At 45.2% G+C, this 26,172-nt stretch carries 25 protein-coding genes; 5 read left to right on the top strand and 20 right to left on the bottom strand.

Annotated features, from left to right (window positions below; genetic code table 11):
* Positions 1-26: 26 nt before the first annotated feature.
* Positions 27-2,027 carry a KUP/HAK/KT family potassium transporter gene (locus tag IGK61_RS15995; RefSeq protein ID WP_005227748.1) on the top strand — a complete coding sequence of 667 codons (2,001 nt, stop codon included), beginning with the start codon at positions 27-29 and terminating at the stop codon, positions 2,025-2,027.
* A 313-nt stretch (positions 2,028-2,340) separates the two neighbouring features.
* The gene (abc-f, locus tag IGK61_RS16000; protein ID WP_074536188.1) at positions 2,341-3,924 is read left to right on the top strand and encodes a ribosomal protection-like ABC-F family protein; all 1,584 of its coding nucleotides are present in this window, start codon (positions 2,341-2,343) and stop codon (positions 3,922-3,924) included.
* A 95-nt stretch (positions 3,925-4,019) separates the two neighbouring features.
* Here the strand turns inward: abc-f and IGK61_RS16005 are convergent, their stop codons facing one another.
* From IGK61_RS16005 to IGK61_RS16075, 15 genes are all read right to left on the bottom strand, one after another.
* Positions 4,020-5,480, bottom strand: coding sequence for a peptide MFS transporter (locus tag IGK61_RS16005; protein ID WP_005227746.1), 1,461 nt, complete (start codon positions 5,478-5,480; stop codon positions 4,020-4,022).
* Between the two features lie 358 nt (positions 5,481-5,838).
* Positions 5,839-7,023: an acetate/propionate family kinase gene (locus IGK61_RS16010; protein WP_005233419.1), complete on the bottom strand. Its 1,185-nt coding sequence runs from the start codon at positions 7,021-7,023 to the stop codon at positions 5,839-5,841.
* Between the two features lie 24 nt (positions 7,024-7,047).
* Positions 7,048-8,052 carry a class I SAM-dependent methyltransferase gene (locus IGK61_RS16015; RefSeq protein ID WP_074536190.1) on the bottom strand — a complete coding sequence of 335 codons (1,005 nt, stop codon included), beginning with the start codon at positions 8,050-8,052 and terminating at the stop codon, positions 7,048-7,050.
* Positions 8,053-8,219: 167 nt separating this feature from the next.
* Positions 8,220-8,591 (bottom strand): competence type IV pilus minor pilin ComGG, encoded by a 372-nt coding sequence (gene comGG / locus IGK61_RS16020; RefSeq protein WP_240934946.1) that lies wholly within the window; start codon positions 8,589-8,591, stop codon positions 8,220-8,222.
* On the bottom strand, positions 8,554-8,979 hold the full coding sequence (comGF, locus tag IGK61_RS16025; protein ID WP_005227741.1) for a competence type IV pilus minor pilin ComGF: 426 nt from the start codon (positions 8,977-8,979) through the stop codon (positions 8,554-8,556). Before comGF ends, comGG begins: the two co-directional genes overlap by 38 nt.
* The gene (locus IGK61_RS16030; RefSeq protein ID WP_015510481.1) at positions 8,969-9,283 is read right to left on the bottom strand and encodes a hypothetical protein; all 315 of its coding nucleotides are present in this window, start codon (positions 9,281-9,283) and stop codon (positions 8,969-8,971) included. Before IGK61_RS16030 ends, comGF begins: the two co-directional genes overlap by 11 nt.
* The gene (comGD, locus tag IGK61_RS16035) at positions 9,264-9,737 is read right to left on the bottom strand and encodes a competence type IV pilus minor pilin ComGD (protein WP_034857584.1); all 474 of its coding nucleotides are present in this window, start codon (positions 9,735-9,737) and stop codon (positions 9,264-9,266) included. The genes IGK61_RS16030 and comGD overlap by 20 nt, the downstream gene beginning before the upstream one ends.
* Positions 9,712-10,017, bottom strand: a complete 306-nt coding sequence (gene comGC, locus IGK61_RS16040; RefSeq protein WP_074536192.1) for a competence type IV pilus major pilin ComGC — start codon at positions 10,015-10,017, stop codon at positions 9,712-9,714. The genes comGD and comGC overlap by 26 nt, the downstream gene beginning before the upstream one ends.
* Positions 10,014-11,042 (bottom strand): competence type IV pilus assembly protein ComGB, encoded by a 1,029-nt coding sequence (gene comGB, locus IGK61_RS16045; RefSeq protein WP_074536194.1) that lies wholly within the window; start codon positions 11,040-11,042, stop codon positions 10,014-10,016. The genes comGC and comGB overlap by 4 nt, the downstream gene beginning before the upstream one ends.
* Complete coding sequence (comGA, locus tag IGK61_RS16050) at positions 10,996-11,958, bottom strand: competence type IV pilus ATPase ComGA (RefSeq protein ID WP_005227732.1); 963 nt, start codon at positions 11,956-11,958, stop codon at positions 10,996-10,998. Before comGA ends, comGB begins: the two co-directional genes overlap by 47 nt.
* Before the next feature lie 88 nt (positions 11,959-12,046).
* A complete protein-coding gene (gene trmB / locus IGK61_RS16055; RefSeq protein WP_015510485.1) occupies positions 12,047-12,703 on the bottom strand; it encodes a tRNA (guanosine(46)-N7)-methyltransferase TrmB in 657 nt (218 codons plus the stop codon).
* Positions 12,704-12,760: 57 nt separating this feature from the next.
* On the bottom strand, positions 12,761-13,540 hold the full coding sequence (locus tag IGK61_RS16060; RefSeq protein ID WP_005227730.1) for a phosphotransferase family protein: 780 nt from the start codon (positions 13,538-13,540) through the stop codon (positions 12,761-12,763).
* 104 nt (positions 13,541-13,644) lie between these two features.
* Positions 13,645-14,856, bottom strand: coding sequence for an ABC transporter permease (locus tag IGK61_RS16065; protein ID WP_005227729.1), 1,212 nt, complete (start codon positions 14,854-14,856; stop codon positions 13,645-13,647).
* Positions 14,853-15,587, bottom strand: a complete 735-nt coding sequence (locus IGK61_RS16070; RefSeq protein WP_005227728.1) for an ABC transporter ATP-binding protein — start codon at positions 15,585-15,587, stop codon at positions 14,853-14,855. The genes IGK61_RS16065 and IGK61_RS16070 overlap by 4 nt, the downstream gene beginning before the upstream one ends.
* Positions 15,588-15,665: 78 nt before the next feature.
* Complete coding sequence (locus IGK61_RS16075) at positions 15,666-16,145, bottom strand: hypothetical protein (RefSeq protein ID WP_074536196.1); 480 nt, start codon at positions 16,143-16,145, stop codon at positions 15,666-15,668.
* A gap of 212 nt (positions 16,146-16,357) precedes the next feature.
* Between IGK61_RS16075 and IGK61_RS16080 the strand changes: the two genes are divergently transcribed.
* The 3 genes from IGK61_RS16080 to IGK61_RS16090 all read left to right on the top strand — a co-directional run bounded on the left by IGK61_RS16080 (position 16,358) and on the right by IGK61_RS16090 (position 18,308).
* On the top strand, positions 16,358-16,783 hold the full coding sequence (locus IGK61_RS16080; protein ID WP_005227719.1) for an HIT family protein: 426 nt from the start codon (positions 16,358-16,360) through the stop codon (positions 16,781-16,783).
* Positions 16,784-17,158, top strand: coding sequence for a YtxH domain-containing protein (locus IGK61_RS16085; protein ID WP_074536200.1), 375 nt, complete (start codon positions 16,784-16,786; stop codon positions 17,156-17,158).
* A gap of 115 nt (positions 17,159-17,273) precedes the next feature.
* Entirely contained in the window at positions 17,274-18,308 is a 1,035-nt protein-coding gene (locus IGK61_RS16090) for a peptidylprolyl isomerase (protein ID WP_074536202.1), read from the top strand.
* Positions 18,309-18,478: 170 nt separating this feature from the next.
* On the opposite strand, the gene IGK61_RS16095 is transcribed toward IGK61_RS16090, so the two are convergent.
* The 5 genes from IGK61_RS16095 to IGK61_RS16115 form a co-directional block, all read right to left on the bottom strand.
* The gene (locus IGK61_RS16095; protein ID WP_026008117.1) at positions 18,479-19,423 is read right to left on the bottom strand and encodes a 3'-5' exoribonuclease YhaM family protein; all 945 of its coding nucleotides are present in this window, start codon (positions 19,421-19,423) and stop codon (positions 18,479-18,481) included.
* Positions 19,424-19,439: 16 nt separating this feature from the next.
* Positions 19,440-22,115 (bottom strand): AAA family ATPase, encoded by a 2,676-nt coding sequence (locus IGK61_RS16100; RefSeq protein ID WP_074536204.1) that lies wholly within the window; start codon positions 22,113-22,115, stop codon positions 19,440-19,442.
* Positions 22,112-23,302 (bottom strand): metallophosphoesterase family protein, encoded by a 1,191-nt coding sequence (locus IGK61_RS16105; protein WP_233619068.1) that lies wholly within the window; start codon positions 23,300-23,302, stop codon positions 22,112-22,114. The genes IGK61_RS16100 and IGK61_RS16105 overlap by 4 nt, the downstream gene beginning before the upstream one ends.
* A gap of 193 nt (positions 23,303-23,495) precedes the next feature.
* Entirely contained in the window at positions 23,496-23,837 is a 342-nt protein-coding gene (locus tag IGK61_RS16110) for a YlbF family regulator (protein WP_005227708.1), read from the bottom strand.
* Between the two features lie 70 nt (positions 23,838-23,907).
* Complete coding sequence (locus tag IGK61_RS16115; protein WP_005227705.1) at positions 23,908-26,070, bottom strand: PBP1A family penicillin-binding protein; 2,163 nt, start codon at positions 26,068-26,070, stop codon at positions 23,908-23,910.
* Positions 26,071-26,172 lie beyond the last annotated feature (102 nt).

Below are 26,172 nucleotides of genomic sequence, written 5' to 3' on the forward strand. Positions count from 1 at the left end.
AGTTTAAAATGGAGGGAAAACAGTCAATGAGTTCAAGTAAAATGAAAAAAGTGACCGCCGGCGGACTTTTAGTCGCCATGGGGGTGGTCTACGGTGATATCGGTACGAGCCCGCTTTACGTAATGAAAGCCTTGGTGGAGGACAATGGCGGACTACGCACCTTAACACCCGATTTTATCTTAGGCAGCGTCTCGCTCGTCTTTTGGACGCTAACGCTGCTAACGACGATCAAGTACGTCTTGATCGCATTAAACGCGGATAATCATGGAGAAGGCGGGATATTCTCCCTTTATACTCTCGTTCGTAAAAACAGCCGCTATTTGATTATTCCAGCAATCATCGGGGGCGCAGCCCTGCTAGCAGATGGCGTGTTGACGCCAGCCGTGACGGTGACCACTGCCATCGAAGGATTACGGGGGATTCCAGTCTTTTTTGATCGCTTCGGCAATGATCAATCGATCATCGTCGGCATCACCTTAGCAATCTTATTGGTCCTCTTTGCCCTGCAGCGCTTTGGGACTGAGTTTGTCGGCAAAGCCTTCGGACCGATCATGCTAGGCTGGTTCACCTTCTTAGGCATCGTCGGTGTGATGAACTTTGCTGGTGACCTTTCGGTGATTCGCGCCCTTGATCCCCGTTATGCAATCAATCTGCTCTTTAGTCCCGATAACAGCGCCGGTCTCTTTATTCTCGGCAATATCTTTTTGGCAACGACTGGTGCGGAAGCCCTCTACTCAGACTTAGGTCACGTGGGCAAGAAAAACATTTATGCCAGCTGGCCCTATATCAAAATCTGCTTGATGCTGAATTACTTTGGTCAAGCTGCGTGGTTGCTGCAAGTCTATCAAAACCCGACTTATCAAGAAATCGAAAACTTGAATCCATTCTTCCAAGCATTGCCGCAAGGGTGGACAGTCTTTGGCGTCAGCTTTGCCACCCTCGCTGCCATCATTGCTTCGCAAGCCCTGCTGTCTGGCTCCTTTACCTTGGTTTCTGAAGCCATCAAGTTGAAACTATTGCCGCGGATGCAAATCATCTATCCGGGGGCGTCTATCGGGCAAATGTACATTCCTGCCTTGAACACCTTGCTGTGGATCGCCTGTTCTGGCGTGGTCTTGTTCTTCCAGACCTCTACTCGGATGGAAGCTGCTTATGGATTGGCCATTACGGTAACGATGTTGATGACCACTATTTTGCTGTATTTCTACTTGCATCAAAACAAGAAGACCCGTTTCTTGGCACCGTTCATCACGCTCTTTTTTGCAGCGATCGAGGGGATTTTCTTTATCTCCAGTGCGACCAAATTTTTCCATGGCGGTTACGTTGCCATCTTGTTAGCCAGCGTGATCATCGGCGTGATGCTGATTTGGGAATGGGGCAATCGTATTCAAGAAAATGCTGCCGAAGAAGTTGCACTTTCTACCTACATCCCTCAATTGAAACAGTTGCGGGAAGATGATTCTTTGCCGTTATCTCAGACGAACGTCGTCTTCATGGTTCCTAAGCTGCAAGACGATCAGATCGGTCAGCAGTTCATCTATTCCATTTTAGACAAACGGCCAAAACGTGCCAAAGTGTATTGGTTCGTCAATGTGGAAGTCACCGATGAACCCTATACGAAAAAATATGAAGTTTCGATGGCAGATACCGATTTTATCGTTAAACTAAAGCTTTATCTCGGCTTTCGGGTGCCGCAAGAAGTCAATCTCTACATTCGCCAAATCATTCAAGAATTAATGAAAGATGGTCGCTTGCCGCTGCAGCCGCAACGCTACTCCTTAACGCCTGGACGCAATGTGGGCGATTTCCAATTCGTGATGATCGAAGAAGAGCTGTCGAATGCAACTGCATTAAGCAAATGGCAGAAGCAAGTCATGCAGACGAAGCTTTTTATCAAACGCCATACCATTTCACCTGAACGCTGGTTCGGCTTAGAATACAGTGATGTGGTTCATGAGACCGTTCCATTGGTCATCGGTCAGATGAAAGAAAGCTCCCTGACAGAATTACGCATCGAGGAACGCTAAGAAACCGCCAGTACTGGTTGAACTTTCTGATACTTTCAGGTACACTGAAAAGACAAAGACACAAAGGAGGGAAAACTACCATGATGCGCATGACTAAAATAACAAGTAATGAAAATTACCAACGATACCATATCGCATTTAGCCATGCAATTGGTTTTACAGTTGCTGTTGACGGGACGAGTCTGTCCAAAACAGTTACATTTACGTAAAATCAATGGCCATCTCAAGGTATTTTTCTCAAGAAAATCTGAGTTTAAATAACACTGGCCATGGATATCCATGGCCTTTTTGAGTGGTCTCAAGGAGAGAGATCATGATCATACAAGCAATTGCTATTAAAAAAACCATCGGCGGGAATCCGTTATTTGAGGAGTTAGCCTGCCAAATCGAAGCTGGAGAAAAAATTGCCTTAGTCGGCATCAACGGAACGGGCAAATCAACCTTTTTACAAATCTTGACTGGCAGTGAAGGCGTCGATAGCGGCGTTATCAGCCGCCAAAAAGGCTTGAGGATCGGGACGGTCGAGCAAGAGCTGACAGTTTCTGAAGCAACCGTTACCCACTACCTGCTCCATTCTGCTGCTACCATTCAAGAACTCAAGCAGCAAATGAGCCATTACGAAGCCTTGATGGCAGAACCCGATACTGATTTAGAGAAGTGTCTGATCCGTTATGGCGAGCTGCAGCAGCGCTTTGAAGAGCTGGGCGGCTATGGATTGGAAGACCGAATTTCCGCGATCTTACAAGGCTTAGGAATTCCCCATCGACAGAACACACGCTTAACAGAGCTTAGCGGCGGTGAACGGGTCAAAGTCGCTTTAGCCAAAGTGTTAGTTGCCGATGCTGACCTGCTGTTACTGGATGAACCAACCAATCACTTGGATCTTTCAAGTATCCGCTGGTTGGAAAATTATTTGCAGAATACGAAAAAAGCGGTTCTAGTCGTTTCTCACGATCGGCACTTTCTCGATCAAGTCACCACCAAGACCTGGGAACTAGAAGAAGGCGCCTTGGTTGAGTATCCTGGGAACTACAGCCGGTTTCGTGTCTTGAAAGAAGCTCGCTTGGCGGAGCTGACCAAAAATTACGAACTGCAGCAGAAAGAAGTCCAGCGGCTGAAAGTCATGATTCGTCGGTTTCGTCAGTGGGCCCATGAAGGAGACAATGAATCCTTCTTCAAAAAAGCCAAAGAATTGGAACGCCGCCTAGCGAAACTAACGCTGGTCAAACCGCCAGCGCCCCCGAAAAATCGGCTGCAAGGCTTGGCAAATGGCGGAAAATCAGGCAAAGAGGTGTTCATCGTTCATGATTTGCACCAGCAATATGCCGATCAGCTCCTATTCAAAGACAGTAGTTTTGCAATCTACCGTGGGGAGCATCTAGCCATCATCGGCGACAATGGTACCGGAAAATCAACCTTACTCAAATTACTTCTCGGTGAGGAGCTTCCTAGCGGCGGCACCATCAAGCGCGGCAGCAGCTTACAAATCGGCTATTTGCCCCAACAGCTGCAGTTTGCCGATCCTGAGAGCCGCTTGTTGGCCTACGTACAGACGTTGACAGGAAACGAAGAGGCTGCTCGTCGGCAATTGGCCAAAAGCGGGTTTTATCAAAGTGATGTGGCCAAACGAATCAAAGATTTGTCTGGTGGTGAAAAAATCCGTTTGGCGTTACTGAAACTCTTTTTAGAAAAAATCAACGTCCTGATTTTGGATGAACCAACCAATCACCTCGACAGCTATGCCCGAGAAGAAATTGAAGAAATGCTGCAAGATTATCAAGGGACCCTGTTGGCGGTCAGCCATGACCGCTACTTTTTACAGCAGCACTTCCAAGAAGCCCTGGTCATTGCACAGCAGCAGATCACGCGCCAGTCCCTGAGCCCCTTGATTGACTAAGAGATTGATTCGCAACAAAAAAACTTGATTTTCCTACGATATGCATGGGTTGTTCAATCCATGCATAGGCGGAAAATCAAGTTTTTATTTTTTGATCAATGAATGTTGCCGATCAAGTTGCGGATCGGTTTTCTAGCTAAATACAAGATGATACCGACAACAACGGCTACTCCGCCGACGATGCCATAGTACATCCCTTCTGTTTGCGGTGTGTAGAACCGAGCGATTTGCGCATTGATGGCTTGTGAAGAAGCGTCTGCTAACAACCAAATCGCCAAGGTTTGTGCTTCGAAGGCTTTCGGCGCTAGTTTGGTCGTCACCGACAAGCCCACCGGTGAAAGACACATTTCCCCTGCAATCATAATGAAGAAGCTCAATACCAACCATAATGGGCTGACCCGTTCTTCTACTCCAAACAAGAGGCTTGGCAGCATTAGCAATAGAAAGGACAAACCGGCTAAGACTAAACCGATGGCAAACTTCACTTCTGTCCGTGGCTGACGAGAGCCTAGTTTGGTCCACAACCAGACAAAGACAGGTGTCAATAAGACGACAAAAAGTGGATTTAAGGTTTGATACAAACTTGCTGGAATATTGATGCCGAATAACGTTGATTGCGTACGGTCAGCGGCAAACAATGCCAAGATCGATGAGCCTTGTTCTTCCAATGACCAAAAGACGATCGCTGACAAAAACAGCGGAATGTAGGCCAACACTTTTTTCTTTTCATCTGGTGTGACATCTTTCGAACGGAGCATTTTGGTAAAGTAGTAGATCGGTAAGAAAATACCTAAAACACTGATAAAGTTGATGAAGAAATCCACCGTCAGATGGCCAGTTGCAGCTGCTGCGCCAAACAACACTGCCAATGCGAGAAGAACCAGAACGACTGCTCGGAAGAAGGTTTTCTTTTCGGCTGCCGATAAGGGATTCGTTGGCGCGATCGCTACACTTTTCAACGTGGTTTTTCCTTGCACATAATACTGCACCAAACCGATGAACATCCCGATGGCAGCAATCGAAAAGCCTAAGTGGTAGTTGACCTCTTGTCCTAAGATCCCGACGATGATCGGTGCTAACAAGCCGCCAATATTGATCCCCATATAGAAAATCGAGAAACCAGCATCCCGACGGATATCGTCTTTGCTGTATAAATGCCCCACCATACCCGACACGTTAGATTTCAAGAGTCCGGTTCCGATGACGATCAGCATCATGGACACAAACAACGCTGGAATCCCTAAAGGTGTTGCCAAAACGATGTGTCCTAACATGATCAAGATCCCACCATAAAAGACGGATTTATTTGATCCTAACAGACGGTCCGAGATCCAACCGCCAACAATACTTGACATATACACTAAGGAACCGTAAATCGACATGATCGCCACAGCCGTTCCTTTTGGCAACCCTAAGCCGCCGTTGGCAACTGCATCGTACATGAAGTACACCAAAATCGCCCGCATACCATAATAACTGAATCGTTCCCACATTTCCGTGAAGAATAAAGTTGACAGCCCTCGCGGCTGACCTAAGAATGTTTTTTCTTTTTCCATATGTAATGGCCCCTTATAAAAATTAATGAAAATAAAATAGCGGAATTTTTCTGAAAATTCACAAATGCCAGTTTATTCCCATTTGGCAACTTTTACAAGGGTATTTCCCTGAGAACATCTTGTAAAAAAGGTGGGAAATTTAAATTCAAATGAAAGCAAAATGAGAAGCCCTCCACCTAGGTGCAGTATGAGCCAATTTCCATATGTATAATTATTAAATTTTCTGTTTAAAAAATTAGAAAATGGTCTTCACCAATTTTTCTCTCTAGCCCCATTTTGCGGACTTTCCTACAAAAAAAACACATGCAAGCATTTCTCTTGCATGTGTTTCAGCTTCTATTCTAAGGAAGGTTTTCGCTTAGCCGCGTAAACGTTCCACATCGCGAGCGATCATTAATTCCTCATCTGTTGGGATCAAAAGTACTTTGACTTTTGACTCTTCAGTTGAGATCACTAATTCTTCGCCGCGTTTTGCATTTTGATCGGCATCTAATTCGCAACCAAACCAAGTCATGCCTTTGATAACTTCGCTGCGGACGTGGGCATCATTTTCACCGATACCAGCAGTAAAGACGATCGCATCGACACCGTTCATGGTTGTGACATAGCCACCGATGTATTTACGGATGCGGTCAGTAAAGACGTCATAAGCAACTTTGACTTCTTCTTTGTCGTAGTTTGCTTCTAGATCACGCATGTCGCTGGAAATACCAGTTAAGCCTAATAAACCAGATTTTTTGTTTAAAACATCCACCATTTCATCGATATTCAAATCTAATTTTTCCATTAAGTAAGGCAAAACAGCAGGATCGATGTCACCTGAACGTGTGCCCATCGTTACACCAGCTAATGGCGTGAAGCCCATTGATGTATCTACTGATTTTCCGCCGTCAACCGCAGTGATCGACGCACCGTTCCCTAGATGGCAAGTGATGATTTTTAATTCTTCGATTGGTTTACCTAACATTTCTGCTGCACGCTCAGAAACATAACGGTGGCTTGTACCGTGGAAGCCGTATTTACGTACTTTAAATTCGTTATAGTACTCTAATGGCAAGCTGTATAGGTAATTGTGTTTTGGCATCGTTGCATGGAAAGAAGTATCAAAAACAGCGACACTGATGATTTCTGGCAAGATTTTTTTGAAAGCAGTGATCCCCATCAAGTTTGCTGGGTTGTGTAATGGCGCAAATTCAGCCAATGCTTGGATGCGTTCCATCACTTCGTCTGTGATCACAACTGAATCAGGGAAATCTTCTCCGCCGTGAACGACGCGGTGACCGACGCCAGTGATTTCATCATAGGCACCTAAAATGTTTAATTCGATCAGTTGATCCAATAACATTTTTACAGCTACTTCGTGATCGTTGATGTCGATGATTTGTTCGAATTTTTGATCTTCCCCATATTTGATGGTAAAGATAGAATCTTTCAAACCGATTCGTTCAACGATTCCTTTAGCGACAACTGTTTCCTCTGGCATTTGATATAATTGCCATTTTAAACTTGAACTTCCAGCATTGATTGCGATTGTTTTTGACATGATGATCTCCTTATCCGAATTATATTACAGATTTGCTGCTTTCCAAGCCGCAAATTGTTCAAAAAGTTTTGTGATGTTCTTTGGTTCTTTCAGTGAGGCTAGCTTGACCAGCAAGACTTCGTCTGCTTGTTTGCTTGTCCCTCCATGGTTTTGTAAAAGCAAAATACTTTTACGTGAATGTTCATTTTTAAAGAGTTCTTCAGGAAGCTGAATCATTCCTTGCAAATAAACCTTTTCTTTCAGCCATTTTTTCAAAAATTCACTCTGTTCCGTTTCCAAGAAGTTGCTTGGTACTAAGAACAAACCGTAACCGCCAGCTTTGACATAGTTCATCGCTTGTTCCATCAACAAATGATGGGCGTAACTGTGCCCTTCTGGAGCCGCCGTAATGAAGCTGCGGGCTTTGTCATCTTGTGGGTAATAGCCCACCGGTAGATCGCTGATCGCCAGATCCATCGGTTCGATCAAAAGCTCTTGCAAGCCATCTTGATGGAACAAATGCAAGGGCGCTTTGGTCCATTCGCCAGTCGCAGCTGCGATCGCCAACAAGGTTTCGTCAATATCCACACCGGTTCCTTCTACTGGACGCTTCGCTAATTGCAGATTCAGCAAGACTGTCAATAAGAGATTCCCCATGCCTACCGATAAATCAAGAAGTTTCACTGGTTGGTCGGCACTACTCAACTGCTCGATCAAATAGACGAATAAAAACCCAAGACTATCTGGTGTCAGTTGGTGATTGGCCTGCAGGCGCTCCGTTTGGCTGCCTTTCAACAAAGCCAACTGCGCAAGCTTGCGTTTTTCTTCTGCCGATAGTTCCATTGCTCGAATTTCTTGATAGATGGTTTCTAAACGAGCAGCAGTTGCTTCATCTGGTACCCCATCGATCACGCGAACTTGGTATTGATCAACAAAATTTTCGATCGTCTCTACGTAAGCATCAAAAAAAGACGTTTCCAATGCGTTTTGAAGCAGTTGGATCGCTTCAACGGTCAAATGAAAAGACGTTTCCATTTTTTCTGCGGACATCTTGCACCTCTTTTCAAAACTATAACAACATATATACCTGTTTAATTTTAGCCGATTCATCCAAAATAATCAATCGCTTTCGTTTAGAATAATTTGTGAAGCTGTAAACATTCTTTTTCTATTTCTGTATGAAAAAGGATGGTCGAAACAACCATCCTTTTCCTGTACTATTCTTCTTGGTCATCTGTGTCTATTTCAGGCTCTTCTTCGGGTAACAAAAAGGCAAATGTAAAGCGGCGGCTTTTGACATGGCACTCGATCTGTAAGAGTTGTCCTTGCCGTTCATAGGTCAACTTTCCTACATTATAAAGTCGTGACCCTTGATCTGCCAATTCGTTTTGCAAGAATTCCGCATGAAACAGTTCGCTCATGATGCGGGCTTCATAGGTTTCAATGGTTTTTGTATAAAAAAGGGCTGTTGTGCGGCTGTTTTCTAACACTAGCAATAACATCAAGCTCAACAGCTGCACAAACAACAATGCTGTGAGTAAAATACCGCCTTTATGCCGCCTCTTGTGTGTGAATTTTCCATTGTCCAATTTTCTGCTCTCCATTCTCAAAGGAAACGGTAAAGCGGATCGCTGCGCCAATTTTCTCAAAAGACACATCCGTTACTTCTGTCAATAGTGGTTGATACCCATTGTTGTCCCGCTTTCGCAGCACGCGATTGATGCGATCGATGGTGACCGAATTGTTTTGACTACTTCGCAAATACAGTGTGGTCTCACTGACCGATAGATAGGTACAGGTACTTAATTCCCGTTCCAGCTGAAACAAAAACACATGCCATTCTTGATCTTTGCGAGCCATGATCTGCTGATTGACGGGTGCGAGGTGCTTGACGATCCCGCTGATCAGCAATAAGCAGATCGCCAATACCCATAAAGACAACAGACACTCCAACAAAGTAAAGCCTTTACTCTTCATACACGATCTCCCAGAGCTGTTCACAGCTTTGGATGCGTGCCTGTTGATGCTGCGCTGCTTGCCAAAAGCGAACTTGATAGACTGCCTGACGCTGCGTCGTGTAGGTAATGGTTGACGCATCAAAGGAGTGGTTCTGGACTTCTTCATACAGCACCCGCAGCATTTGGGCTTTTTCTTGCAATGCCGCACTTTGCGTCAGTGAAGCGGTCTGCATTGCTAAAAACAGTAACACACAAGTTGCCAACACCCCAAAGCCAATCAGGCTTTCTGCTAAGATGAACCCACTATTCAACGATTTTTTCATAACGGCCACTCCCAAATAAAAACTTATAGCTGATGGTTTGCTTTTTCTCCTGCCAATAGAAAATGATCCTTCGCAGACTGCTGTTGTTGCCGGATTGACTACTAAAAAGAATATCGGGAAACGCCTGCATCGCTAGTTGAGGAGGAACGTCGATCTTGGTGACTGGCTCAGTTGCAGCGCCGTAAAATGAAACAGTTGGTGTTGGCTCTGCTTGATAGATTGCTCGGGTTTGTGTGTTATCGATGATGGCCGATTGCTGCAAGGTATAGAGTCCTTTTTCTAAGCGAGCACAAAAGCCGAAAACTTCCGCAGATCGTTGATAGTACTCGATGGCCACGACGGGGAAAAAGAGAAAGAGACTACTGACCAAGAGTACCAAGAGACTTTCCATCAAGGTAAACCCAGAAAATCCCCTAGTGCCATTGTTCTCACTTTCCCTGCTCATAAATCGCATATTGTTCCTCAGATACATACCCTTCTGCAATCAATTCTTCTTTCGAAGGCACCCGATCTTCATTTAGACGAAAGAGTTCGATCTGGGTTTCCACTACTTTCACGATCGCCGCATTTCCTTTCTCATCAATGATTCCTCTTTGATTGGCAAGATTTGGGACAAACAACAAAACCAAAATACTGATCACTAATAAAACGACTAGCATTTCAACCAATGTAAAGCCTTTTTTGACACGCCAAATCCCCCGCTTGCGAGGAGATACTACTTTCTTTTCTATCATTCGATCACTCCTTGGATATTTCCATAGATTGGTAAAAACATAGCGGCATAGATCCCAACGATCATTAAAGCAACCAACAAAAAAATCAGAGGCTGAACCCAGTGAATGGCTTTTTCGATTCGTTGAAACAAGCGTTCCATCAATAATTGACTGTATAAAAAAAGCTCTTCTCCTAACTTTCCTCGTACTTCTCCTTGAAAGACGATCAAAGAAAATTCGGGTGTGAGAAACGAGAAATGACGAAGTTTTTCTGGGAGTTCGCCCCCAAGTGTCAAGGTCACTCGCAGTTCTCGTGCTAATTCTTGGATCAAGGTAGCTTTATTGGTGTGCTCCATACACTCGATGATCTGTTGGATATCTAACCCTTGCTGAAACAACTTGCCCCATTCCAATGCGAAAAAACTCGTGTGATAACTCGTGTACAATGCTCCGAACAATGGCAGGTGGCTGAAAAACACAGCTTTTTGCAAGGCAGTGCGGCGGGCAAACACCCAGCGGCTGATCACAAAAAGCAGCACACTTAACAACAAGAAGAGGATAAGTACTGCTGGTGCCCAAGTGATGGCGCGAATGCCCCAATGACCTTCGTCGATCATGCCAGAGGCTAGCAATTGGGGCAATAAAAAGCGGTGCATCCCAAAAAGCGCAGCTAGTAAAAAGACCAGTAACAAAAGCGGATAGGCAGCTACTTTGTACAGCAGCTGTTTTTGCTTGTTGACCAATTTATGGTAGTCGACCATCCGCCGCAAGGTCGCCGTGAGATCCCCATGCCTTTCTGCTAAATGAAGCTGACTTTTTTCAGTAGCCGATAACGACAACGGCGCTACCGCTGCTGCAAAGCTTTGCCCTTGGGCGAGATGGACAATTAGCTGTTCGATCACAGGTTCAGAAAACTGGCGGCTGCGCAGCAGCACTTGGAGGCTTTCTTGTAGGGAAAAGCCACTCTCCAATAACACCGTGAAGGTGACTAAGAGGGCTTCAGTTGCACGGCGTGGTAGCTGGAGCTTCTTTTTCATAAACTTCATCGCTGATCCACCCACTTTCTTTCACTTGTTTTAATACCTGCTGCCACTGTTTTTCCACTTGCCCCTCATAAAAGTGATATGCCAGCAATCCATGAGGTTCATTCGCTTCATTTGGCAACAATCGCTGATAAATGATCCCTTGCAGCGCATGTGCCAGACGATCGTCTGTCCCGAGCAATTCCAGCAGCCGCGTCTTGGTTTCTGCTACACCTCGGGCATGGATCGTGGCAAATACTCGGTGACCTGTCAGAGCGGCTCGTACAGCGGCTTGCGCCGTTTCTTTGTTACGAATCTCGCCAATCAAAAGCAGGTCTGGACGATGCCGCAAGGACAAGCGAATCAATTCATCATAGTCTTGTTCGATCTTCAAATTGGTTTGCAGCTGTAAAAAGCGCGGCTCCTCAATCTCCACAGGATCTTCGATGGTAATGATTTGCCCCTTGGTTGCCCGAGCTAATTGATACATGAGGGTCGATTTCCCTGAGCCAGTGGGGCCAGAAAACAAATACAGCCCTCTTTGTTTGGTTGCCTGTTGGATCTGCTGGACGTCTTCTGCAAAAAAATAGCGCAGATGCTCCTGAGTCAAAGGATAAAGAAACCGCATCACGAGACTTTCACGCCCTTGGTAATCACCGACTGTGGAGATGCGCAGCCGCTGCAGCTGATCGCCTAACGGATAACTGACTGCTCCTAACTGAGCTTTGCGTCGTTCTCCCACCTCCATTCCTCCTAAAAATTTGAAGCGAGTGATCAGCTGCTGGGCTTCTTCGTTGGTCAGTACTTGATAGGTCTTTCTGAGATAGCTTTTACTGAAAATCACCTCCATCTGTGTACCGCTCGGCAAAATGGCCAGATCCTGCATGCGTTCTTGTCTGCCATAATGAATCAACTCATCTGAGAATGCTTGAATATCCACGACTTATCCCTCCTAAAAAGAAATACGCAAGCCTTTTGAGAATAGAAAAAAAAGACGAAGCAAATTTGCTTCGTCTTTCGTCACTTCTTTATTCCTGCGGGTCTTTTGCCACAAATTGGGCTTCCACCCGATAGATTCGCTGCCCGCGGCTTGAGAATTTTTCTTCATATTCCGTCATGATATTGTTCTCAAAGGTACTGTTATGCAGGTCCAACCAAACTTGTTTGATGATCATGCCATATTGAGAAAAGCTCGCTAAGGAATACTCAAACAATCCTTGGTTGTCCGTTTTGAAATGGATTTCGCCATTAGGTCGTAAAATTTGCTCGTCCACCGCTAAAAAGGCTTTAGAAGTCAAACGGCGCTTCTCATGCTTCTTCTTAGGCCATGGATCAGAAAAATTCAAATAGATCTGGTCTACTTCATTGTCTTCAAAATAGTTGGTCAAAGCCGAACCATCCACATGCAGCAGCTGCAAGTTTGGGATCTCCTGCTCGATCATTTTATCCAATGCGATCGAAACGACACTGATCTGCATCTCTACCCCAATATAATTGATTTCGGGATGAGCTTTCGCCATTTCCGTAATAAATTGACCTTTTCCCATGCCGATCTCGATGTGTAGCGGATGATCATTGCCAAAGCGTTCATGCCAACGCCCTTTCCATTCGGTAGGCTCTGCAACGACGTATTGTGGATGAGCTTCAATCAGCTCTTTTGCACCTGCACGTTTTCTTACTCTCATGTTTCTTCCTTTCCGAAAAAACAAGATGGAACCAAATTGCCTCGCTCCATCTTCTCTTCATTCACTATAAATTCGTTTTAATTGTAAAATCTCTGCATTCATGGCTTTGTAATCGCCCCGCAGATAATATTTTTTGACCTCTTGCAGCATACTCAACAATGCATACCAATAAATTTTTTCGATCACTTCGCTGCTGCTATGGATACCGTAGCGCACCAGCCAATGGGACCAGCTGGATAGCGGCACATAGTGACCTAAAATAGTCCCGATATCGATTGCTGGATCTGCAAACATCACGGAATCCCAATCGACTAAATACAAATAGTTTTGACAAACCAGCCAATTTCGATAATTGACATCGCCATGGACGACCGCGGCTTTTTGCTCGTCAAAAGCTGGAATATTGGCTTTTAAATACTCGGTGACCAAATGAATAAAACGGTTTTGAGCCACCGCAGAAGGCAGCTGATCTTGATAATCCATCAGCATTTGTTCAGGCGATCTGACTTGTCCGCCGATTTTGCTTAGCATCTGTGCCAGCGTTTTTGAATGATGCAAGTGATACAACACATCAATGACGTCATTTCTTTGGCCGATCTCATCGGGATCTAAGACCCGTCCATCCAGCCATTCTTGTGCGGAGAGCGTATCCCCATTTCCCGTCCGTTTCGTCCAGACGAGTTTGGGTGCAATGCCCTCTTTAGAGAGTGCCGCAAGCATCGGGGTCGTATTTCGTTTGATAAAGACTTTGTCGTTGTCCTTGAGCCCGATATAGGCTTTCCCGGTGTCGCCTTTGATCGGCCGCATACGCCAATCTTGATCCAAGCGAATATCCATCCTAGCTTCTCTCCTTATTTCGCAGTACCTCTTATTCTAGCTTCCTAAAGGGTTGCCGTCAAGCGCATATGCGTTCGCTTTTTGTAAGAGAGGTTTCCTGAGGATCAGGCGTGCATTTTCTTTAATCGCCCTGGCAAGTAGATGCCTAAAAAAAGACCCGCAAAGAGGAAGAAGCCCACAAAAGCGATGCCCCCTTGCCAAACAACGGGCAAGCGCCAGCAACAGATCACGCCGAAAAAAACAGTCGTCACAAGCAAAAGTGACCCGATAATTTTTTTGATTGCTGCGGCTTTTTGTTTTTCTGGCACGGGATACAAATGGGTCAAAACCATGTATTGAAATTCATTGATCAAAGGGATCAGTTGGAAACCGATCAGATAAAGAAACAAGCAGCCAATCAGCAGACTGATCCAAAGCTCATCGACAAAGAATAAGACGAAGCCACCAATCAAGGATAAACGAACATAAAGACCGCCGTATTGCCCACCACGAATCACTCGGCGCAAGTAAAGATAAAGATACGTATTGCTTTGGGCTGGTTTGATCTTTGCCAGCAACCAGTCGAGGTATTTGCGCCGTTTGGCTTCCGTCGTGATTTGGGGAACATCTGTAAACAAGTTGATAAACCGATAGATCCGTAATAAGCGTGATTGCTCAGCTTGGATCATATAGTCCCAATCCAAGAGCTGACGATTAGATTTCACGCCAAAGAGGAACCAGATTGCTTGGAGGATGCTGATCACCAACCCTAGCCAAGGTGCTACATAAATACTGGCAAGTGTGGCAGCTAACGCACTGGCGAACCAGATTCCTCGCTGCTGTTTGACTTGCTGATGTGTTTCTTGATACAACCGAATCCGCTGCAGTGAAAGATCCCCCAGTTTTAACAGCCACATCATTCCTAAAAAGAAGGGAAAGGAAGCAAATGTACTGTTTGCTGTGACCACGACTAAAGGCATCGTTGCTCCTACGGCTAAAAATAAGACCCCAAAGGGCAGCCAGAGGGAATAACGCAGGGCTTGACTGAGGTAACTTCTCATTTGCCCTTCTTTGGCTAACAGAAAAATCAAATCTGCCGGTTTCGTCAGTGTCGCTAAGCGTCCCAGCGGTAAAACGAAGAGCCAAACAGCGACCACGATGATGCCGCCTAATGGAAACGGCCGCGGCAATGTTTTTAGCAATTCTGAATAATACAGCCCCAGACCTCCCACTAAGAAGGTGCTGATCAAAGCAAAATGATCATTGAAGACATAGCGCAAATAGCGTGTCATCTGTTTTTGATGCCGCTGTAAGCGTTGCGAGAAAAACTGCTTCATGCTTGACTCTCCTTTGTCAGTGCGAGGTACAGATCATCAAGGGAGGCTTCTGGTGCTTGAAATTGGCTTCTTAGCTGCGCCAATGTCCCTTGTGCGCGGATCTCACCGTTATGCAGTAGGATGAATTTGTCACAATACTTCTCTGCGGTTGCTAAAATGTGGGTGGACATCAAAATTGATGCCCCGGTTTGTTTCATCTCATTCATCAGTTCCAATAACGCATTGATCGCTAAAGGATCTAATCCTAGAAAAGGTTCATCAATGATGTAGACGCTTGGCTCAATCAAAAAGGCACACAGCACCATGACTTTTTGTTTCATCCCTTTTGAGAAGTTTGCTGGGAACCAATCGAGTTTGTTTTCTAAGCGAAAGGTTTTTAACAAACGCTCCGCTCGCTTCATGGCTTCTTCTTGCGGAAGATCATAGGCCATCGCTGTCACTTCAATGTGCTCTCTTAAGGTCAATTCTTCATATAAAGATGGGGTTTCGGGAATATACCCGATTTGTTTGCGGTATTGCTCTGGGTTCTCCTTCAAGGTCAAGCCGTCGATCGTGATCGTCCCGCTGTGAGGTTGCAGTAACCCGATGATTTCTTTGATCGTCGTACTCTTCCCCGCCCCATTCAAGCCAATCAGACCAACGAGCTCACCATCGCCGATCGTAAAATCAATATTTTTTAAGACTGGCAGCTGGTTATAACCGCCTGTCACATTTGCTACTTGTAAAGTCATTCTTTTCCTCCGATTCGCCTAATTACGGCTTTCTGTCAACGTAGGCTCTTTTTTTCAATCCGCTAGCAAAACCGTTGCTTATTTTTCTTTATTCGTGACTTGTAAGATAAATTCGTTTTCTCCCACTGTAATGGTTTCTTGCGGCAATTCTTGGCTGCCAAAGCGTTCTTGCCACAGTTGTGCATCACTCGCTGGAAAAATGACCATTTGGATCGCACCGGCGGCAAGACGGGTGGTAAAGGCTTGAACAGCAGCAGGTTCAGCATAGGAAACCAGACTGATCCTCAACTCTTCTTTTTGATACCCTTGGTCGATCGCCCAGGTCTCAACGGCTGTCTCTAATTCACTTTGGACCGTAGGGTCCATCACTGTTTCAGTGACGATGGCGGCATTGACTACTTCTTCTTTTGGGCGCGTTAGCGAATAGGTGATCGAACCTGCGAACACCACAAAAAGCGTGATCGCAATCAACCATTCTTTATAGGCATAAGCCAAGTAGCGGAGCTTCGCTGAAGTCGTTGTTTTTTTCTGTAAGGTTTCTTTGATGATTGGTTTCATAGGTTCCTTCTTTCCAATTGATTTCTGATATTAAGTCTAGGGTTGTTGGAATCTAAATGCAAGCGTTTCTCGCTCGCTTTTCGCATTTCTTTAAAAAACCGCCTTTGTTGAAGGAACAGTTGCCTTGTTCCGACTTTTTCAAAGAGGAAACCAGACGAAAAAAAGCAAAATATGGTAAAGTAGAGGTAATAGATCAAGGAGGTTTTTTTACAATGGAAAATTGTATTTTTTGTAAAATCAACAATCGTGAGATCCCTAGCTACAAAGTCTACGAGGATGAGCAAGTTTATGCCTTTTTAGATATTTCCCAAGTCACCCCTGGTCATACATTGGTGATTCCCAAAACCCATGTGACGGATATTTTTGAGTACGATGAAACGTTGGCAGCAGCGGTTTTTGCCCGCATCCCTAAGATTGCTCGGGCGATCGAAAAAGCATTCCCTGAGATCGAAGGCTTAAATATCATCAACAACAATAAAGAATTGGCGTACCAATCGGTCTTCCATTCCCATGTCCATTTGATTCCTCGTTACAGCAAAGACGATGATTTCAAGATCCATTTTGGCAATCACGCAGACAATTACACGGGGGAAGAACTAGCGGCAATCGCCGAAAAAATTGGAAAGCAGGTGGACTAAATGATCGGCAATTTTCTTAAAGGACTATTATTCGGGTCCATCGCCGGCGGCTTAGGCGGTTTGCTTTTTGCACCGAAAAGCGGCAATGAAACCCGTGAAGAATTGATTCGCTATTTAGATGACACGACAGAAGCGACCTTAGAATTCAATGACAGCGTCAAACAGCTAAAAGATGCCGTAATGGTGACCCGCAAAACGATCGACGAAACGATCCCTGTTGTTACGGAGTCTTTCACGAAAGATTTGGAAGCCTTCAAATTCCAAGCCCAACCGCGCCTTGCTCGGATCAAGACCCAAATGGAGCAATTGAATCAACACATCACGACGATTCAAGCCCAAAGCGCAGAGGATAACAAACAAATCGAAAATTTGTAGTTTTTATGAATTTTGTTTGAAACATCCACTGTTTTCTTCCCAACCATTTCTAGAAGTGGTATAGTAGGTGCAGTGATTATTATGAATCTTTTTAGAATTAGGAGTGCTTAAACGAATGAAGAAAAAATTACTTTTAGTAGCAGTCAGTGCAATGAGTCTTTTTGCATTAGCGGCTTGTGGAAACTCAAGTGAGGAAATCGCAACAATGAAGGGCGGTAAAATCACTGTTCAAGATTTTTATGACAAAGCAAAAACAAGTTCAGAAAACCAACAAGCGTTGCGTCAAATGATCGTCTTAAAAGTCTTTAATGAAAAATACGGCGATGACGTGACTGAAGAAATGATCGACGAACAATTCAACAACGTGGCTGAACAATACGGCGGTAGTGATTCTTTTGAATCAACCTTGACTGCTTCTGGTTATACGGTGAAATCTTACCGTGCAGAATTGAAAGAACAGCTTTCTTTAACAGAAGGGTTAAAAGCCAACATGGATATTACTGATGAAGAAATGAAAACTGCTTGGGATTCTTTCCACCCAGAAGTAGAAGCACAAATCATCAAAGTAGCAAGTGAAGATGATGCCAAAGATGTCTTAGAAGAAGCGAAAAAAGATGATGCTGACTTTGGCGAAATCGCTAAAGAAAAATCAACGGATGCGGCAACAAAAGAAGATGGCGGAACGATCAAATTTGATTCAACGTCAACTGCTGTGCCAAACGAAGTGAAAACAGCCGCTTTTGATTTAAAAGATGGTGAAATCTCTGAAGTGATCTCTGCAACCAACACGTCGACTTATACGACGGAATACTATATCGTGAAAATGGTGAAAAACCAAGACAAAGGCAACGATATGGATAAATACAAAGATGAATTGACGGAAATTGCTCAAAACACGTTGTTGAATGATTCAACCTTTGTGGCAGCAACGATCGGTCAAGAATTGCAAGCAGCCAACGTGAAAATGAAAGACTCTGACTTAGCAGACTTGCTTTCTGATTACATCACAGCTGCCGAAACAGAAGATTCAACTGCTGACTCTTCTGCAACGGATGCAACAGACAGCTCTGCAGCAGATTCTTCTGCTACTGAGGCAACCGATGATTCTACTGCAACAAGTGAAAGTGCTACAGATTCTTCTGCTGAATAAACAAAAAAAAGAAGTGCCGTCATAGCGGTGCTTCTTTTTTTGTGCCGATTAGATTTCTATCTACGATCCAACTGCTTTTCCAGCAGCTAAAAAAGCCACGCTAAGCAAGCCTAGCGTGGTTTTTATTCTTTCTATCATTCACTTTGATCGATCAAGCTGCAACATCACTGCTACACTTCTTTCGGTACATAAAAACTCCGATTGTCCATGCCAAAAATTCGGTCTGTGTATTGACCAGGTTCTGTCAGGCGGATCGAGGTCAGCATCATTTGCATGGAAGCATCCAAATTATCGATCTGATGGAGGATCTCCGCTTCCATTATGCGGGGCCGAACAGGTGACCCATATTCTAATAAACCATGGTGGGCTAAGACCATATGCCGCAAAACAACGATGTCTTCTTGTTTGTCATCAAATTTCAAAGCAATACAGGCTTGCGTGATTTCTTCATCCACTAAGACCAAATGCCCTACTAGATTCCCCGCTAAGGTATATTCTGTCGTCATGGGACCTGTCAACTCGATCACTTTTCCTAAATCATGTAAAATAATGCCCGCATACAGCAGTGACGCATTTAATTCAGGGTATTCTTTGACGATCGCTTTTCCTAAGCGCAGCATAGTTGTCGTATGATACGCCAATCCACTGGCGAAGGCATGGTGATTGCGCTTCGCAGCTGGAAAATCAAAGAATTCCTTTTTATACTTGTTCAACAAGAAACGGACGATGCGATTCCAGTGAGGATTTGTGATCTCAAACAAGGTTTGACTGATTTCTTCTTCCATCTCTTCTTTTCGCAAGGGCGCTTTTTCCATGTATTGGCTTGGTTCGTGGGGTTCTTCCGGCTTCGCTAAACGCAAATGCATGATTTTGACTTGCGGATTGCCTTGGTAAACTTCTCGTTTCCCATCTAGTAGTACCACTTTCCCGGGTTCAAAACGGGCGATTTCTTCATCTGATGCATCCCAAAACTTTCCATCGATCGTGCCAGATGTATCCTGAAACGTGAAGGCAATAAACTTTTTGCCGTTTTTCGCGATCCGTACATCGGCATTTTTGATCAGTAAGAAAAGTTGAAACGTTTCATCAACAGTTAATTCACGAATTTTTTTCATGGGCTTATTTGGCCGATCAGCCAAATCTTTCACTTCCTTTACTCAGATCCTGGATAGGCTGCTGGTACTTCTGATAATAGCTTACCATTTCTTGGTCAGAAGACAAACAAATTACTTGATAACTTTGTCCAAACTCTTTTAATAGTGCTGCGAAGCGTTCCTTACGAACACTGTCATAATGCAACCAACCATCATCAATAATGATCGGGCACAACGGGTGATTTTTTTGCAGCGCTAGATAACCGAAACGTAACGCCATGATCAACTGATCCTTCGTTCCTGTGGACAAGTCAATGATCGAAAAGGTCTCGCTGGCATTTGCCGCTACTAACAGACCATTTTCCAGAAGAATCTTTTGATAACGTCCGTTTGAAAGCTGTTCAAAATAAGTCGAAGCGGCTGACAATAGCTGCGGCAATTGCTGTTCTGACAATTCAGTCGTGACATCCGTCAAAATTGAAGCCGCCAACTGACGACTGCCCCATGCCACAGCGAGTTCTTCAATGACCGCCTTCAGCTCACTTTCTTCTTGATAAAGCTGATTCAAGGTGCCGTTTTTTTGACTGGCTGCTGCTTCTAATTCCAAGCGCTGTTTGTGCTCCGTCAACTGCTGCATTTGTGCCTGAAGCTGTGTTTGCTGCTGCTTGATCTGGTCTTTTTGCTGCAGCAATTCTGCTTGTGTGACTGGTTTGGGATAGATCGGTGTTAACATCCCCGCCAATTCTTCTGCTCGCTGCTGCGTGCGCTGCGCTGCTTCCCATTGCTTCAACCAGAGGCTGATTTCTGCAGGGTGATCTAACCCTTGCTGCTGCAAGAGCGCACTGGCTTGGGCAAACAGCTGGTCGCGTTCGTTGCGGGTACGGGTCAATTGTTGGGCCAGTAACGTGCTAGGTTGTTGCAACCGCGAAAGCTTGATCGTTTGCATCTCTTCATGAAACTTCTGCAACATCGCCGCTTTTTCTAACAAGGTTTTGTTTTGCAGCGGCAGCCACTCCGCATACGGGCGGAATTGCTCCTCAAAGGGGGCCAATTCTTCCGTGACCGCTTGCCGTTCTTGATAGGCTTGCTTGCGCTGCTGCGAGTAGGCTTGATAGCTAGCAACATCTTCATCATAGGCCAATAGATACGACTGCCAGTTTTCCACCGGCAAATCACCAAAAAAGGGTGTCAACGCTTGGTGGGCACGGCTGATCTGCTGTTGCTTTTGCTGCTGTTCATTTTCCAGCTGTGCCAACTCTTCGCCCAGTAGATCCAACTGCATGAGGACCGTCTGCCATTCTTGCTTGATGCCTTGCTGCTTGTTTGGTGCTGCTTTCATCAGCGGCAAAATACTGCCGGTGATCGCTGCGATCCCCGCACCTAATGCAAGCCAGCGCCACGGACTTGGCAAAAAGATACCGATCACTGCGACTAGCCCACCGACGATCCCTAGCGGCCATAGTGGGCGAGAAACGGGCTTGCGGCCAATCAATTGAGGATGCTGCTGTTCTAAGCGGGCCGCGGTGTCTTGCAAAGGTTGCGCTTTTTCTTCTAAATGCCTCATGCGCTTTTCGAGCTCTTCTAACTGCACACGTTCTTGCAGTAAACGTGTGGTTTGTTCATGGATCGAAGCCGTTACTAGCGGCGGCGATTCTCTGCTCCACTGGCGCTTTTCAATCAAGCGATTCAACTCTGTGATGGCGACAGTTTCTTGTTGATTGGCTGCTGCTTCACGATCTGCCAAACGCGCCATCGTCACTTGCTGCTGCAGCAAGTGATTGATCTGATGCTCGTGATCAAGGTAAAAGAAATACTTGTCTGATTCTTTTCCTTGCTCCAACTGATCTAATTCGGCTTCTTTTTTGCGAATTTCTTCCGTCAGCTGCTGATACTGCTGATAAAACTGTTTGATGGCTTGGACTTGCTGAGGATCGGCTAGCGTATCTGCTGGTGCCATTTGCTGCCACTCTTCATAAAGGCCCCAGTGACTCAGCTGTTGCTGATTTTCCTGATAAGCGTCATTCAATGCTTGATACTGGTGCCGCAAGTCTTGGATCTGTTCTTGCAGCTGGGCGATCTGCTGATACTGCTGTTGGATGCGGCTTTCTTCGCTTTCTTTTTCCGCAATCGTTTTTTGCAGTTTTTCTAATTGTTTTAACGCTTGATTCAAAGGCAGCTTTTGCCCTCGTGGCTTGTATTGCTGCTGATTGATGGTTTCATATTGCGCCACTTGCTGCAGCATTTTTTGACTGCCGCTGATCCCTAGAGAAATCAACGCTTGGTGCAGCTCATTTTCTTCTAGCTTATCGATCTGGGTCAATTGCTCTTGCTGAAAAGTAAAGACATCGAAGAACAATGCTCGATTGAGGGGCTGCAGGTGTTGTGCCAGCCATTGCTCATCGACCGTCTGGCCAGCGACATGGACTTTGGCACGACCACGGTCCACTTGCCGATAGCGTTCCACGATCACTTCGCCGAAGGGTTCCAGCGCCAACCATAACTTGCCACCGTAAGCAGCACCGTTTTTGGGGGTATAGTCTTTTTTCTTGGCTGTCTTTTTCGGAAAGCCAAACAAAATGGCGGCAATAAATTGATACAACGTCGATTTTCCGATCTCGTTGTGCCCAAAGAGCAGCTGATTTTGCGGATGAAAGGCAAAGCTTTGTTCATGGTATTTCCCAAAACCGGTAATCTCTGCTTTTAAAATTCTCATGACTGCTCCTCCCATTGAAAGTCGTCTTTCAACAATTGCTTGGCTTGCTGCAAGACTTCTTCTTGAAATGATTCATGGGTGATCCCCCGCTGGATCAGCGGATGCTGCAATAGATCCGACAGTCGGTCCGCAAACATCTCTGGTGACTCATACATCGCTAAAAACTGCAGCATATAATCTTCTGATACCGCCAATGCGATCTTGTCTTCATTGGCTTGCTCGACTTCAAGGGCATAGATCACTTGCAGCGGCTCTGTTTGTGCCAACCGTTCATTGAGGTAGGTCAGCCATTCATTTTTTTCCGCAGCTGGAAACCAATCTGGCGGCAGCTGCTGCACATCGGTCAACACCAGATGCAGCAAGCGCGAACGAGGGCTTTTTAAGCGCTCAATGATCGCTGGCAATACGGCATTCGAGGCAGTCACATCCGCTAAGGAGACCACTTGCTTTTGCCAAGCGATCTCTGCGATCTCCAAGCGCTCGATCGTTGGTCCCTGCGGTGATAAGTCTGCCAAAATCACCCCAGTCGCCTGTTCTTTCTTGGTCTTTCCTTGAGGTGTGCCGGGATAGAGAATCGGTGGCTGCTCTGAGAGCGTCTTAGGTACATGGATGTGCCCCAAGCCCCAATAATCATAGCCTTTTTGCTTCATTTCACTGATTGAAAAGGGGGCATACCGTTCACCAGCTTGGTCCCCGTGGTAAAGCCCAATATGGTAATCCACCGCTGCTCTTGCAGGAAATTCTGTTACTTTATTTTCAGTGATCCAAGGATGTTGGTAGCTAAATCCACTGATTGCATAGGTTTCACCGTTTTTCGTTGTTCCTTGAACCGTTTGAACTTCTTCTGATGAAAAGAGAATGACGTTTTCTGGAAAAGCAAACCAATACCGTTGCGGATCATAATAATCATGGTTGCCGAAAATCATATAGACAGGGATCTGTGCTTCCCCTAGTCGTTGCAGTTGGGCAAAAAAGTCATGCTGCACTTTTAGACTCGGCCGTGCTTGATGGAATGTATCCCCAGCCAGCAAAACAAAATCGACCGCTTTTTCTAAGGCAACATCCACCAAATTACGGATGATTTTTTGATTGATGGCAGGGAGTTGGGTCTTCACTTTTTCAGATAACAAATGAACCCCTTCAAATGACCGGTCGATATGCAGGTCTGCACTATGTAAAAATCGCATTTCTTTCTCCCTCCTTAATGCTTCTATCATAACATTTCTCAGGCATTTCGTCAGCAAAATACGAAAATTTGTTCGCCTTTTTCATAAAAAAAACCAAAGAAGCGATTTTGAAACTTCTTTGGAAAAGGCTCTTGCAGTTGCAGCCGATTGCTCTGAAGATTCACTTGCTTCTTTGGTCTTTGTTTGTTGGCGATTACGCTTCGTATAGATCTCTTACAGGACCCATGATGATGCGGTTCAAGTCATTGGCTACTAAGCTGAAGGCTTGCTCTTTTTGCATCAAGTCAGAAACAATGCCGTCTTGTTGAATTTTTTGCGATAATTCTTGGGCTTTTTGCGCTTCTTCTTCTGTCATTTCTTCGCCAGCCATCATTTTTTGTTGCAGGCTTTGTTGCAACTCTTGAAACTCTTTGAATAACGCATACGCTTCTTCATTTGCTTTCAAGCGGTCGAAAGAACCTTTCAAATCTTGAAACTGTTCTGACTCGCGTAATTCACGTTCTAATTGGTTTGCTGTATCATAAATATTTGCCATTTTGACGCCTCCTCTTTTTTTCTAGTATACCATTCTTCTCAGGTTCTAGACTAGCAGTTGCCTAATTCCTTTAATTTCCGCTGATGGAATTCCATAAGCCGCCAAACAGTTCTTTCGTTCCTTCTTTGATCTTGCTGCCGAATTCCTTCATGCCTTCTTTGGCGCTTTCGGCAAAGTCATCGATGGTTTTCTGCCAATCATTGCCATTTTGTGACGTACTGCTCTCAGGATCTGGTACTTCATCGGCCGCCATCAGTTTTCCGCCTGTCCAATAAGCGTCTGCAACTTGGAATTGGGTGCCTTGACTATAAGGCAGTAAGCTTTCGGCCTCTGCTTTGAATATTTTCCCAACGACTTGCCCACTGGTTCCTGTTAAGTAATGATCTTCACTCACATGCTCAAATCCTAACCAAGTTGAAAGAACCATATCAGGAGTATAGCCGACGATCCATTGGTCATTGACCTTAGAAGCATCAAAGTTGGTCTCTGTCGTACCCGTCTTACCGGCGATCGTAAAGCCGTACGGACTGGCACTAACACCCGTCCCGTTAGAGAAGGTGCCCAGCATCATGCTCGTCATTTTATCAGCGGTCTCTTTAGAAATCACCCGTTTGCCTTGCACAGACGTATTGTCAACGATCACGGCACCAGTAGAATCAACGATTTTGGTGATCAAATGCGGTTTGTAGTAATACCCGCCATTTGCGAAAACGCCATACGCTGCTGCCATCGTCATTGGAGATTCCCCTTTTTCCAAACCACCTAATGCTAAGCCATAATATTTGTCGGATTCGGTCAAGGAAAGTCCAAACTCTTGTGCTTTGCTGTACCCACGATCTAAGCCGATCTCATGCAACAGCCAAACTGCTGGCAGATTCAGGCTTTGGGCGAGGGCTTGATACATGACTGCTTCGCCAGCATAGGTCCCATCAAAGTTTTGAGCATCATAAAAATCGAGGGGCTCGTCTTTCAGGATACTATCGGGTTCAAACCCAGCTTCTAGGGCAGGGGCGAAGACGCTGATCGGTTTGATCGTGGAGCCTGGTGAACGTTTCATTTGCGTGGCAAAATTAAAGCCTCTAAAGACGTGCTCGCCACGACGACCCACCACCGCTTGCACCCCACCGGTATTCGGATCAAGTGCGACAGAGCCTGATTGCACCATCGTGCCATCAGCGGCATTTTCAGGGAACAAGGCATCGTTTTTATAGGCAGCTTCCATTTGCGCTTGGTAGTTTTGATCCAGTGCTGTATAGATCTTGTAGCCGCGATTCATGACATCATCGGCGTCCAACCCATAGGATTCAGCTTCATCGATGACCGCATCGAAATAATAAGGATACTTATAGCCAGATTCTGAATTGCCAAATCCATCATACAGTAAATTGGCTAAGGCAACTTGTGATTCTTGGTCAGCAACGGACTGGTCCAACTTGCCGTTATCCACCATCAAACTCAAGACGGTATCGCGACGGTTCGTGGCGTTTTCCAGATTGTCGATCGGGTTATAGATCGAAGGACCTTTGAGCATCCCCACCAACGTCGCAGCTTCTCCCACGCTTAGTTCAGAAGCATTGACACCGAAATATTTTAGCGAGGCATCTTGAATGCCCCAAACCCCGTTACCGAAATAGGAACTGTTCAAATACATTTCCAAAATCTCATCTTTGGAATATTTCTTCTCGATCTCGATCGCTAAGAAAAGCTCCTTGGCTTTTCGACTAAAGGTTTGATCCAAGGACAGATAGGCATTTTTGGCAAGCTGCTGGGTGATGGTACTTCCCCCACCGCCTTCGGCACTGCGGTTGACCAGCATGCGCAGGGCTGCCCGAGCGATCCCCTTGATATCAAACCCGTGGTGATTATAGAAGTTGCGGTCTTCGGTTGAGATCAAGGCGTTGACCACATCACTGGAGATGGCATCAAGAGAAACGTACGTGCCTTTTTGCGAGTACAACTGCCCTGCTTCATCACCATTGGCATCAAAAATCACCGTCGATTCTTTCAGACCTGACTCTAATTCACTGACTTTCGTATTTTTGGCAATATAAAATAAATACCCGCTCATGATTAAGATAGCAACTAAACTAAGTAAAATAAAAATTTTATTTACGTGGTATTTTTTCCAAACCCGCTTGCGCCATTGATGAAATTGCTGCAAATACGGTTTTAACCAGCGCCAAAAGGTCAGCCAACCGGTCTTTATTTTGTGAAGGATGTGTTTCCAATCCATTACTTCACGCTCCTTTGGTTAAGTGTAGCATAAATGACTTTCTTTGTTATACGGCTCTAGACGTAATTTCATTCGAAAAGAATGCTTTATTATTCTAGCATT

Source organism: Enterococcus sp. AZ063, from assembly GCF_051715045.1.
Taxonomy (GTDB): Bacteria; Bacillota; Bacilli; order Lactobacillales; family Enterococcaceae; genus Enterococcus_D; species Enterococcus_D casseliflavus.

Excerpts from the sequence above, each read along its gene's own strand:
- IGK61_RS16010 (WP_005233419.1), bottom strand. The coding sequence starts at position 7,023 with ATGTCAAAAACAATCGCAATCAATGCTGGAAGTTCAAGTTTAAAATGG.
- IGK61_RS16015 (WP_074536190.1), bottom strand. The coding sequence starts at position 8,052 with ATGTCCGCAGAAAAAATGGAAACGTCTTTTCATTTGACCGTTGAAGCG.
- IGK61_RS16065 (WP_005227729.1), bottom strand. The coding sequence starts at position 14,856 with ATGAAGCAGTTTTTCTCGCAACGCTTACAGCGGCATCAAAAACAGATG.
- IGK61_RS16060 (WP_005227730.1), bottom strand. The coding sequence starts at position 13,540 with ATGGATATTCGCTTGGATCAAGATTGGCGTATGCGGCCGATCAAAGGC.
- IGK61_RS16115 (WP_005227705.1), bottom strand. The coding sequence starts at position 26,070 with ATGGATTGGAAACACATCCTTCACAAAATAAAGACCGGTTGGCTGACC.
- IGK61_RS16080 (WP_005227719.1), top strand. The coding sequence starts at position 16,358 with ATGGAAAATTGTATTTTTTGTAAAATCAACAATCGTGAGATCCCTAGC.
- IGK61_RS16070 (WP_005227728.1), bottom strand. The coding sequence starts at position 15,587 with ATGACTTTACAAGTAGCAAATGTGACAGGCGGTTATAACCAGCTGCCA.
- IGK61_RS16085 (WP_074536200.1), top strand. The coding sequence starts at position 16,784 with ATGATCGGCAATTTTCTTAAAGGACTATTATTCGGGTCCATCGCCGGC.
- IGK61_RS16075 (WP_074536196.1), bottom strand. The coding sequence starts at position 16,145 with ATGAAACCAATCATCAAAGAAACCTTACAGAAAAAAACAACGACTTCA.
- IGK61_RS16095 (WP_026008117.1), bottom strand. The coding sequence starts at position 19,423 with ATGAAAAAAATTCGTGAATTAACTGTTGATGAAACGTTTCAACTTTTC.
- trmB (WP_015510485.1), bottom strand. The coding sequence starts at position 12,703 with ATGAGAGTAAGAAAACGTGCAGGTGCAAAAGAGCTGATTGAAGCTCAT.
- IGK61_RS16030 (WP_015510481.1), bottom strand. The coding sequence starts at position 9,283 with ATGAAAAAATCGTTGAATAGTGGGTTCATCTTAGCAGAAAGCCTGATT.
- IGK61_RS16100 (WP_074536204.1), bottom strand. The coding sequence starts at position 22,115 with ATGAGAATTTTAAAAGCAGAGATTACCGGTTTTGGGAAATACCATGAA.
- comGC (WP_074536192.1), bottom strand. The coding sequence starts at position 10,017 with ATGATAGAAAAGAAAGTAGTATCTCCTCGCAAGCGGGGGATTTGGCGT.
- IGK61_RS15995 (WP_005227748.1), top strand. The coding sequence starts at position 27 with ATGAGTTCAAGTAAAATGAAAAAAGTGACCGCCGGCGGACTTTTAGTC.
- comGF (WP_005227741.1), bottom strand. The coding sequence starts at position 8,979 with ATGAAGAGTAAAGGCTTTACTTTGTTGGAGTGTCTGTTGTCTTTATGG.
- IGK61_RS16110 (WP_005227708.1), bottom strand. The coding sequence starts at position 23,837 with ATGGCAAATATTTATGATACAGCAAACCAATTAGAACGTGAATTACGC.
- IGK61_RS16090 (WP_074536202.1), top strand. The coding sequence starts at position 17,274 with ATGAAGAAAAAATTACTTTTAGTAGCAGTCAGTGCAATGAGTCTTTTT.
- IGK61_RS16005 (WP_005227746.1), bottom strand. The coding sequence starts at position 5,480 with ATGGAAAAAGAAAAAACATTCTTAGGTCAGCCGCGAGGGCTGTCAACT.
- comGD (WP_034857584.1), bottom strand. The coding sequence starts at position 9,737 with ATGCGATTTATGAGCAGGGAAAGTGAGAACAATGGCACTAGGGGATTT.
- abc-f (WP_074536188.1), top strand. The coding sequence starts at position 2,341 with ATGATCATACAAGCAATTGCTATTAAAAAAACCATCGGCGGGAATCCG.
- IGK61_RS16105 (WP_233619068.1), bottom strand. The coding sequence starts at position 23,302 with ATGCGATTTTTACATAGTGCAGACCTGCATATCGACCGGTCATTTGAA.
- comGB (WP_074536194.1), bottom strand. The coding sequence starts at position 11,042 with ATGAAGTTTATGAAAAAGAAGCTCCAGCTACCACGCCGTGCAACTGAA.